The organism is Paenibacillus sp. UMB7766-LJ446 (assembly GCF_030226665.1).
GTDB classification, from domain to species: domain Bacteria; phylum Bacillota; class Bacilli; order Paenibacillales; family Paenibacillaceae; genus Paenibacillus; species Paenibacillus vandeheii.
This window is the reverse complement of sequence record NZ_JASOYM010000004.1, coordinates 668983-679185: the sequence shown is the minus strand read 5'-3', so window position 1 is coordinate 679185 and position 10203 is coordinate 668983. Positions and strand designations below refer to the sequence as shown.

5 protein-coding genes and 1 pseudogene are annotated in these 10203 nt (G+C 45.6%); all 6 read right to left on the bottom strand.

Going from position 1 to position 10203, the window contains the following annotated elements; genetic code table 11:
* Positions 1 to 148: 148 nt before the first annotated feature.
* The 6 genes and pseudogenes from QP794_RS13960 to QP794_RS13935 all read right to left on the bottom strand — a co-directional run bounded on the left by QP794_RS13960 (position 149) and on the right by QP794_RS13935 (position 10030).
* Positions 149 to 2998 carry a glycoside hydrolase family 2 TIM barrel-domain containing protein gene (locus QP794_RS13960; protein ID WP_285077402.1) on the bottom strand — a complete coding sequence of 950 codons (2850 nt, stop codon included), beginning with the start codon at positions 2996 to 2998 and terminating at the stop codon, positions 149 to 151.
* Between the two features lie 283 nt (positions 2999 to 3281).
* The gene (helD, locus tag QP794_RS13955) at positions 3282 to 5711 is read right to left on the bottom strand and encodes an RNA polymerase recycling motor HelD (protein WP_285077400.1); all 2430 of its coding nucleotides are present in this window, start codon (positions 5709 to 5711) and stop codon (positions 3282 to 3284) included.
* 252 nt (positions 5712 to 5963) lie between these two features.
* The gene (locus QP794_RS13950; protein WP_285077398.1) at positions 5964 to 6506 is read right to left on the bottom strand and encodes an MFS transporter; all 543 of its coding nucleotides are present in this window, start codon (positions 6504 to 6506) and stop codon (positions 5964 to 5966) included.
* Between the two features lie 2 nt (positions 6507 to 6508).
* Positions 6509 to 7354 carry an AraC family transcriptional regulator gene (locus QP794_RS13945; RefSeq protein WP_285077396.1) on the bottom strand — a complete coding sequence of 282 codons (846 nt, stop codon included), beginning with the start codon at positions 7352 to 7354 and terminating at the stop codon, positions 6509 to 6511.
* Between the two features lie 337 nt (positions 7355 to 7691).
* Entirely contained in the window at positions 7692 to 8699 is a 1008-nt protein-coding gene (locus QP794_RS13940; RefSeq protein ID WP_285077394.1) for an ABC transporter substrate-binding protein, read from the bottom strand.
* Between the two features lie 140 nt (positions 8700 to 8839).
* A pseudogene (locus tag QP794_RS13935) lies at positions 8840 to 10030 on the bottom strand (glycoside hydrolase family 5 protein).
* Positions 10031 to 10203 lie beyond the last annotated feature (173 nt).

The window sequence follows — 10203 nt, the reverse complement described above, 5'->3', positions numbered from 1 at the left end:
AGCGCGCACCGATTGAATATCGATGCGCACTGGCAGCATAGCTTTTTTCATCTGTCTACTTGACAGGGGTAAGACCAAACTGAAAAAACAGCTTGAAGGGTTTTAATGTTAGTTCCTGAGAACAGACTTCTCGTTGAATATGGTGAATCTATTTTTTGCCCAACAACCGCTGCAGCTCTTCCAGCCCTAACTTGGTTTCCGGATTAAACTCTTCACTTTTTACATATTGTGCTAGGCTGTAAAGTAATTGCCGCCCTTCCGCCTTGTTAATCAATTCATCATAATTTAGCGCCCCAACCAGCAGCTTCCCTTTTCCAACCTGGCATTCAAACAGCAGACCCAGCTTATGATTACGTTCAAAATTATCGATGGTTTGAACGAAAGGCTGAACATTCGTGGATACCTCATCCAAAATTAGAGAACGTGAGTTCATGACGATATGCCACCACGGGTAAGTGGAATGGGTCTCACTTGGAAAGTGCTTCAATGCCGGGTGCAAATTATCAATAAGCAAGCCTAGCGTACCGACAGGAACGGGCTTGTTCATGCTTTCCGAGATGGATCGAAACATCGGATAACACCAGAAATCGGTACAATATGTACCTTCGACTGAACTATCGTTAACTCCCAATGTTGGAAGCAGCAGCACGCTCTCGCCTTTTTCCAGTAAATTAATAACTTCATCGGACAATTCCTTATAAATAGGGTCATGCTCCATAGCTGTCACATCATGATCAGGGTATACCCAAAGTTCATACTGTTTCCGGATATCGGTACCCGGAATATACAGGGATAGAACGATGGACGTCATCTTTTTCACAGCAGGAAACTTGAGCTTTATTGGGCTTATCTCAAACCAAGTTTCTCCAGCAATAAAGGGAATCTCTTCTGTTCCTGATGTAATTAGATGATCCGAATCACGCATCTCCCACTCCACGGTATGACCTTTCAATGATTGTGATCGGAAGTACCTTAATTGAATGTGGGCATTAAAATCTTCTCCCGAAGTGTAATTGTATTTCTCGAATCGTGCCAGAAGTACGGCATCGGAGCAAAATGTTCTCCACTCCTCGGGCGTAACCAATCCTTTGGAATCCATGAAGGCATCCAAAATGCCTACCAGCGCTGTCCCCTGTCCACTAAAGTCCTGAAGATCAAGCAATTGAAATCCTGCCAGATGAATGGATCGAAATGCCGCTTCAAGCTCTTCCTTATAACAGGCTACGGCAAGCTTGCCAGAGCTTTGGAAAAATGGTTCAGCCAGATGTGCCATTCCTTTGGCTTGCAATCGCTCACGAAACACCTCGAAATTTTTTGCTTTCAGCGACCCGGTGTACTTCTCGATCTCTTCGTAGTTGGGGTACATGGCATATTGTCCAATTTCATGGGATATGACGGGTAGATGTGGAATAAGCTGTTGTTCAGCCGACGCGGCTTTCACGGTCTTCGCTTCCGTACCATATTGAATCTGAATTTCCGATTCAGCTGCTTGAATTCCCTCTTTTTCCGAAACCATCCCATCCGGCAAGATCATGTCGTCGTAGTCCTTCAGGGTACCAGGCACATCCGTTTGCACATGACCCAACGGGGCATCACACATGGCATAGGACCCGCGAAAAAGTCTATCTTTGGAGAATCGTACGCCACAGTAAAAATCTTCTTCCTCCAGAATAAGCGGAGTGAACTGAAAATTGTTTGAACCCTGGGTGTACAGATGGCGTGGATCAAATGCTTTATACGCTTTTAGAATGGCATTAAGTCTTTCTTTACTGCCCCAAAGTTCATTACCGAGTGACATCATTACAAAAGAAGGATGATTCCCATACGCCCTCAGCATGGCGAAGCCTTCACGAATGAGATAGTCCTGTTCAGCCTGATTATGCTGTGGATCAAGTTCATCTGTAATCGTACCCCAAAATGGAAGCTCAGGCTCCATGTAGATACCCAGCATATCTGCAGCAGTGAACGCTCCCTCCGGCGGACAACAGGTATGGAAACGATAATGATTTATGCCATATGATTTGGAAATGCTCAGGATTCGTAGCCACTCTTCCACATCGGTTGGCGCGTAACCCGTAAGCGGAAATAGGAGACCATCATGTTTTCCACGAAGAAAGGTCTTTCGGCCGTTAATGGTAAAAGCCTCTCCCTTGGCTTCAAAATCTCGTAGTCCTGTTATGATTTCAGTTGTATCCAGCACATCTCCTTGTTCCCCTAACAGAGTGAGGGTCAGCACATAGAGATTGGGGTCCGAATCACTCCAGAGCAATGCGTCGTCACCCATCTTGTAGAGCACATTAACCTCGTTCTGGTTGCATGGATAGGTTTGCTCAAACACCGCATGATTTCTGTCGGAAGGCACATATCCATGAGTCTCTTTTAAAAGGGGATTGAAGGTTTGCGCAGTAACGGACAGTACCGTACCTGGTATGGATTGTGATAACGTACTTGCGATTCTGAATGTTCGCTCTTTAGCATCGGGATAGATCTGTACCTCACTCATGTGCAGCTCGTGGTAAAAATGAAGCTCCAACTTTCCGGTAATTCCGTTCCAGTTGGTTTGAGTATCGACGGATGTAAGATGACCGCCTTTCGTCGGATAGTCCGTATTATCGACCCGGATGGTGAGGGTGTGTTTCCCCTCGGAAAGCCCTTCAGGCAAGCTATACACATGAGGGGTGTTGAGACTATCCTGTGCTCCATACTCTTCAGCATCAACCCACAACTTGGTTATGCGCGTGCGTTCCAGATACAAATCGCATTTCTTGCCAGCAAGCGCTGCGGGTATATCAATCTCCCGATTCAGCCAAATCCAGCCTTCATATGAATATTCATCGGTCAAAGACCCGATGTGAGCCGCATCAGTCTTTCTTCCTTTGCGTGCATGAGAGGTCGTATTCGGCAGTGTTATAGTGTCGCCAAATGGGCCTTGAACGCCTTGTTTATGTTCATCTAGTTGAAGCTCCCAGCTTCCCTGCAAGTTAATTCTGGTTAACATGATTTCAACTCCTCTATGAACTGATGTATGTAATCTTTACTTCTGGCTCTATGTTTCGATAAATAGAAGTCCCAAAATTAATAGTACGTATTCCTATTATATAACTGTAATCTTAGTCCACCCATATAATAATAATTATGCTGAGTATAACAATATGGAAATAATTCAAAGAAAGTTGCTAATCAAATTTCACCTCTACGATTAATTAGAAATGAAAAAAAAGTCGCCAGAAAGGCGACTCGTGTGATTCTTTATTGGGTTACCTCCGTCAATGCCGACATGTTTATTCCGATGTATGGAAGTTCCATTCCTCATACAAATCCGCTGGCAATGCCTGCACGAAAGGCGACCAATCACCCGTCGTGTACAGATGAAGTCGATGCATAGCCCGCGTGCACGCCGTATAAAGAAGCTTGCGTTCATTGTCACGACCATACATCTCAGACGAAGCATCGTAGATCAAGACTGCATCGAACTCAACACCCTTGGCGAGATAAACAGGAATGACCATTACGCCTTTTTCGAAGTTGAACGTCTCTTTAGTAATGAGCTGCAAATCTTCACCTCCTTGAATCCGTAACGATTCATGGGCCTTCTGGCTTTCGGCAGCAGTCTTCGTAATGACGGCAATGGAATCAAAGCCCTCTGCCTTTAGAGCAGCGATATTTGCCACCATTTGTGCAATTAGGTCATCTTTTTCGTTGAGATTCGTCAACAGTGGCTTCTGGCCTTTTCTTTCAAATGGTACAATTTCATCTCCGTCTAGAAGCATCACTCTTGTAAATTCAACGATTTCTCTGGTTGAGCGATAACTGCGTACAAGGGAGATCAGATTGGTTTCGGCTTCGCCAAAGAGGCGGATCAGGGGTGAATCGGCTGCGGCCAAATTTGTAGCCTGTGTGAAGATCGCTTGCCTGAAATCGCCAAGCACCGTCATACGGGCACGTGGAAACAGCTTTTTGAGATATTCATATTGAAACGATGAATAATCCTGACCCTCATCAACGAAGACATACCGAATTTCCGTGTTTGTCCGGATGCCTTCAATCATTTCTTTTACATACAAATAGGGAGTCGCATCCTCATGAAACAACTCGTTCCGGAGCATGCTTTCCCTCGTTTGCTTACATATCTCAGGCCACAGCGTGGGCGTAACCGCCCCATTTGTTTTCTCCCTATAAGCAGCTTCGTCTACAAACAATTGTTCATATATGCCTTTGACATCTACATATGAGAATTTCCTCACACTTTTCCTTAGCGGTTTAAAGCTTTCTTTCACGATCTTCCGGCGGAGCATATCCTCTTCCTTCCCGGCAAAGTCAAAGTCCCCTTCATCTTGCCGGCGCATCTTGCTCATTATCTCACGAACTTTGGCATATTGTTCCGCAACGTCGAATACTTCCCTATCCTTATGCAGCACTCCGAACACTTCTGCATATTGCTCGGTGTCGAGATAATTCATTTCTTCCTGTACCCAAGCCGCCTCCCGTTCCATGCGTTCCAACATAGTCAGTTCATTTTGCAACCATTCCTGCAAGAGAACGACACGATTGGACAGTGGCAAGGAAAGATCATAACCGTAAAATTTTGCTCTGATCTGCTCTGCGGTAATCAAATCGTGGTCCCGAAACCGAATACTGTTGAATTGCATGCCTTCCCGACCCAGCCATATTCCATAGTTCTGCAAAGCGTGCAGGAAAGCATCGGAAGCTTTATACTCAATTCCCTGAAGACGAGCTTCATACCCTGGCGTTCCTTTTGCAGTCAGTACATACTCAATCTGATCAAAGGCATCCTCTGGCCGTAACGAAGATCCTAGCCAATAGTCGAGATACTCTTGAAATGTGGTCTGCTGCATATTCTCTTCACCGAGCTCCGGAAGGACGGTGGAGATATAACTCGCAAACATCGGATTCGGTGAGAAAAGAACAATCTGATCAGCACTGATCGTCTGACGGTGTTTGTACAGCAAGTACGCTACCCGCTGCAGGGCTGCGGAAGTTTTACCGCTGCCGGCCGCCCCCTGTACGATAAGCATCCGGCTTTTATCATCACGAATGATGGCATTTTGTTCCTTCTGGATGGTTGCCACGATACTCTTCATTTGCGAGTCGGCTCCTTTGCCAAGCACCTGCTGCAGCAAGTCGTCTCCAATTGTTTCACTCGCATCAAACATGTTCCGAATCTGGCCGTATTGAATTTGAAATTGCCGTTTGAGCTCCATCGTTCCGTCGATTCGTCCGATCGGCGTCATATAAGACGCCAGACCTGGGGAGGAGTCATAATACATGCTCGCAATCGGCGTACGCCAGTCATAGATCAGAAAGCTCAAGCCGTCTTCGTCGACGAAAGAGGATACCCCGATATAGATCTGCTCGCTGATGCCAAGACCCTTCTCCTGGAAGTCGATGCGTCCGAAATAAGGAGACGGGAGCAGACGTTTCATGCTATTCCATTGCTGCGTCAACCGCTTGTGACCTCTTTCCCGCTCGGCCAATACCGCTGACTGCTGGTTAATCGTGTAAAAGGTCTCTTCGAAATCTTCATGAGTGCTTGTGTTAATCGTAACTTCTTCCCAAAACCGCTTGCGGATGTCCGCAGCCTGATCGTGCATTCCCGCAACCTCAGGCTCCAGTTCGGTAATTCTCGCCTGAAGTTTCTCTCTTACCCATTCCAACCGTTCCTGTTCCAATCGCCAATCCTTCGTTTCCATCTCTCCCAACACACTCCTTATTCCTTTTTTTGGGATAAAAAAGAGCATTGACAAATCAAAGTTCCAGATGTACAATTAAATTAGGAATTAAAATGTATACACCTTTTATGTTGAATTGTCGATAACGCTAATGATTATATCATTGCGTTATTTCTTGTTCAATTTTATTTTTGTATCCCTGCCAGTTAGAAACAAAAAAAGGCAAGCGATCGCTTATGATTGCTTGCCCTTTTGTCTTTTATTGGCCGAAGATTACTGGTCTTCATTGCGCTGCAGAAACAATGAAGCTAGAGCTGATAGTCCGCTAATTACGCCGCATGCCAGGAAAGCAGCATGATATCCGGCCAGCTGTGAAGCTGCAGTTATATCACCTTGATTCGTTTGTCCCCCTGCCGCTATATGCTTCACCGTTACAAGTACCGCAATTCCGAGCGCGCCGCCGAGCTGGCGGGCTGTGTTTTGAAGTCCTGCGGCGATGCCGGAGTCTTGCGATGGAATGCCTGCAAGTACGGCATGAGTAGCTGTCATCAACATCAACCCCAAGCCACCTCCAATGAGCAAGCTCGGAAGAAGTAATTGAGTAACATAGTTCGGATGCATTGGCAGCTCATTTAACCAGATGAATCCAGCCGCAGCCAGAAGACCACCGAAGAATGGAAGCTTATGAAAGCCTGCATCTTCCAAACGCCGGGAAAGAATCGCAACAAGAGAAATAAAATTGCCCCTGGAATATTTCCAGGGGCATTTCGTAACAGGCTGAGCACTGCTGGAACGCAGTGTGGCACTATGTAGCATCTTTATTTAATCGGAATCCAGATTTGCGGAGGGTGACCCGGACCTGGATATACTTCTAGTTCGGGTATACCCGCATGCTCATATGGATTCGAAGGGAACCATTCGGAAATAATTTGTTTCCATAGGCTCTGCATGCTCTCGGGCATCGGTCCTTGCACTTCAAATACACTCCATTTGCAAGAAGGGATCGTGAATGAGGCTAGCCCTTCCGGCACTTTACCATCATAGGCTGTAGCAATCCAGTATTCCATTTGTTTCTCCTGGATTTCGCTCTGATCCACACAGACACCAAGTAATCCTTTGATCCCATCATTGTTCAATTCAAATAAACGATCTTCCATACCACTCGTGTAGGCTTCTTGCCACATCTGCCCGATTCCTCGTAAATGTTCACCCTCTACATAGGAGAAAGTTTGCTTTATTCCTACTAACGTCATTCCGGGATGTTCAACAATTTTGTAATTCATGGGCTCTGCTCCTTTCAGACTGACTTGAATAACCAAACGATTATACGCTTTGACGGAGGTACTATTTTTACGTGCTTCACTAGGTGAAATTCCATGTAGTCTCCGAAAAGCTTTGGAAAAAGATTCAGGAGTGTCGTAGCCATATTTGTACGCCAGATCAATGATTTTTTGACCGGTCAACAGAAGATCATTTGCTGCCAAAGTCAATCGTCTCCGCTTTATATATTCGCCGACAGTAACATCCGTTAACAACGCAAATGTACGTTGAAAATGAAAAGGAGAGATATGCGCTTGAGCCGATATCTGCTCGATAGTTATATTTTCCAGTAAGTGATCTTCCATGTATTGAATAGCTTGTTGTAATGATTCGATCCAGTTCATACGGTTAATCACTCCTTAATTTCAATAATAGACGAAGGGGTATCCACGATCCTGTCAGGATGTGCTTTGATTTGTCCGGTAAGGGTCTATGGATGAGAAGAACTTCACTTTATTATAACTTTATGGATATTCCTTTTGGAAACTATGGTGGAGATCTGAAATTCAGGACAAAAAACAAACAAAGAAAGCCGCTGTTTTAGCGACTTTCCATTGAAGTTGATAGATAAAATTAAACATTCTGGTGAGTTCTGTACAATCGTGTTCTGAGCAATGGAAACTATCAACGTTGCTCCTGCGCGTATTGCTAAATGATTTGGAAGATTCTTTGGTACAAACCTTACTTCACCGAAAGAAGGCTGTCCGAGATAAACTTCAGCTGGCCTTCCAGTGATACAGGGTCGTTGTATGTGTCGGATGTCGGATCAAGCTGGAACACATTGCCTGCCTTGACTGCAGGTAGATTTTTCCACAGAGCATTATCGTAAACAATCTGCGGATCGCTTGTATCTCCCGACCACGGGCTGGTGAAGATGATGTCACCGGCATAATCCGTTAACACTTCCATCGAAATGGAGGCCCAACCTGTACCACTGTCAATCGCCTCTGTCTGAGCTTTGGCTGGGGCTTTAAGGCCAAATTCACCATAGATGATCTCGCCGCCACGACCGAAATTATGGCCGAAAACATACAGTCCCTTGGTATATGGATTCAAAATCGAAACTGTGCGGTCGCCTACGACCTCTTGCACCTTCGGCTTCAGCTCGTTAATCTGTGCTTCCCATTTCGTGATCCAGTCTTTCGCCGCATCTTCTCTATTCGTCAGCTTACCCAGTTCCAGCATGAGGTCTTTATAGTTGCGCTCACCATACTTGATCTGTACTACAGGTGCAATCTGTGAGAACTGATCGATTCCCTCTGTACCTGTATAAACGATGATCAGGTCAGGCTTTAAGCTGACCAGTTGCTCGGCTGTTGGCTTCTCACCCAGATCTGTTGCACCTTTATTAGTCAGCTGATCCTTAATGTACTTGTTGTCCATCGCACCTGACAGCGCCCCGACTACCGGAGCGTCCAGAGCAACAAAGTATCCTGTCGAAAATGCAGTTAGATCGATAATGCGCTTGGGGTTTTTAGGAACTTGTACTTCTCCTGCATCCGATTGATACGCAATGGTTTCTCCTGATTCATCAGCTGAAGCTGCATCAGTCGTTGTACCTGTCTCCGCAACTGCATTTGTACTGGTCCCAGTCGCCTTATCCGTCGTTGCAGACTGGCTGCACGCACTCACTATGAGAAGGGCCATCAGTGCAAGCACAAGAAATATCGAATTAGTTCGTTTCAGCAAAATAAACCCATCCTCTTCATTGATATTGATAATCGTTATCAACGATATCATGATACGGATGTTTTGACAAGATTATTTTACTAGGAACGCACCTCCTTTAACAATTCCTCTGCTTGCCTGTTAATAACACAATAACGGGTTCACTTCGTCAGGCTTCCCTTTATTTCATTCCAAATTGGATTATCTGCCTTACTGCGGGCAGGCAGCTCCCCTTTTTCAATCGCATCCCAATACTTCCAGTTCGGCTTCTCACTGCCTAATTCATAGTCCATCCCGTCCCACGTATCTTCACGAAATGCGTAGAAAGCCCAATGCCATCCATACTCATTAAAGATAGAAATCAGATCAGCCATGTAGCGATCTGCACCTTGAACCATTCGGTTCGTTCCGAATTCCGAAGCGATAATCCGGTTCGCAGGTATGTCATGATCCGATGCCCACTTGGCAACTGGCTCGACAAATTGTTTGAGAGCCTGGCGGTTAAATTCTTTTTCCGTCTGGTCATTCCCGACCTTTACACTTCCCGGATAAGAGTACGTAAATCCTTTTTTCTTGTTTTGGCTTGTCATTTCATAAGGCTCGTACATATGAAAAGCATACAGCACGTTAGGATCATCAATCGGCTTCAAATACGTAAAGGCCCAAGGCGTTGCATAGAGTCCAGAATCTACAATAATGGGGGTCACCTGGTCAACCGTCCGGATCTCTTTTACGATTGTGTCATAGAGTGAATTCAGATCCGCTGCGGTATGTTCCACTTTGCTATACCACTCCATATAATCCTGTGTCCAGAAGTCGTGGAAGCCCGTTGCCGTTTCCGGATGAGGCTCATTAATCAGGTTATAGCCGATGACGGCAGGATGATTCTTCAATCGTGTCGCAAGATCCTTCCAGAACTGAGCAGCTTGCTTGTGATATTCAACATCATTCCAGATCCGATCATCATTTTTGGCTCCATTGAACTGTCGTCAACGGTCTCCCGGCAAACTAAGCACTGTAACCACAACCTTCATCCCTTTAGCCTCGGCGGCATCCAGGTCCGCTTTGAGACGGGCAAAATCCGCTTCCACGATACCTTCGTACTTATCCGAGCTCCCGATCAAAAAATCTGCATTCATATGTTTATCCGGCTGATCGTTAAACAAAAAATCCCGATCTTTGCTCCACTTATCCGGCGCGAGCCGGACGAACGCTATGCCTTCATCCTTGGCCGCTTCATAGTTTTCCGGAAGAGACGTGGAATTCATAAAATTTGTCCCTTTCCGCTGTTCATTCCAATAGCTCATTTTCTCTGAAGGAACTGCTGCCTTCTCCTCCTGATGGCTGTTCATCCCTGAAACCTCCAATGGTTTTGGAGAGGCTGTATTAGAACTGCAACCAGCCAATGCAAGCATAATGACAGCCGAGAGTAAAACATTTTTTCCGATTGGCCAACTCGATTTTGTTGATATTTTCTTCATAATCAATCACCTCGATAGCCATCTTACCCGTTGTCTGTTACACC

Coding starts and splice junctions, on each gene's coding strand:
- QP794_RS13960 (WP_285077402.1), bottom strand. CDS start 2,998: ATGTTAACCAGAATTAACTTGCAGGGAAGCTGGGAGCTTCAACTAGAT.
- helD (WP_285077400.1), bottom strand. CDS start 5,711: ATGGAAACGAAGGATTGGCGATTGGAACAGGAACGGTTGGAATGGGTA.
- QP794_RS13950 (WP_285077398.1), bottom strand. CDS start 6,506: ATGCTACATAGTGCCACACTGCGTTCCAGCAGTGCTCAGCCTGTTACG.
- QP794_RS13945 (WP_285077396.1), bottom strand. CDS start 7,354: ATGAACTGGATCGAATCATTACAACAAGCTATTCAATACATGGAAGAT.